Source organism: Winogradskyella poriferorum (assembly GCF_050618035.1).
GTDB classification, from domain to species: domain Bacteria; phylum Bacteroidota; class Bacteroidia; order Flavobacteriales; family Flavobacteriaceae; genus Winogradskyella; species Winogradskyella poriferorum_A.
This window is the reverse complement of record NZ_JBODPY010000231.1, coordinates 1-221: the sequence shown is the minus strand read 5'-3', so window position 1 is coordinate 221 and position 221 is coordinate 1. Positions and strand designations below refer to the sequence as shown.

Below are 221 nucleotides of genomic sequence, written 5' to 3'. Positions count from 1 at the left end.
GGTTATCGAAAAGAGTGAAGAGTATTTAAATTTTGATCCAAGAAATAAATAATTAAGCTTCTATTTTACTTTTTTCGAAATCTTAACTGGGAATAGAAGTTATGTAATTCATGCGCTCGAAGAAAACAAGAATCAACTTAACACGCTCAAAACCTTATCAAAGCTAAAACAACGTTTTACTAATTACATTGAGCTTCTTAATATAAAGACCATCGATTTTA

The 221-nt window shown here is 28.5% G+C and carries 1 pseudogene; it reads left to right on the top strand.

What is annotated here, in order from left to right:
• Positions 1-64 precede the first annotated feature (64 nt).
• A pseudogene (locus ACRHOC_RS15590) lies at positions 65-221 on the top strand (TetR/AcrR family transcriptional regulator); the annotation flags it as partial.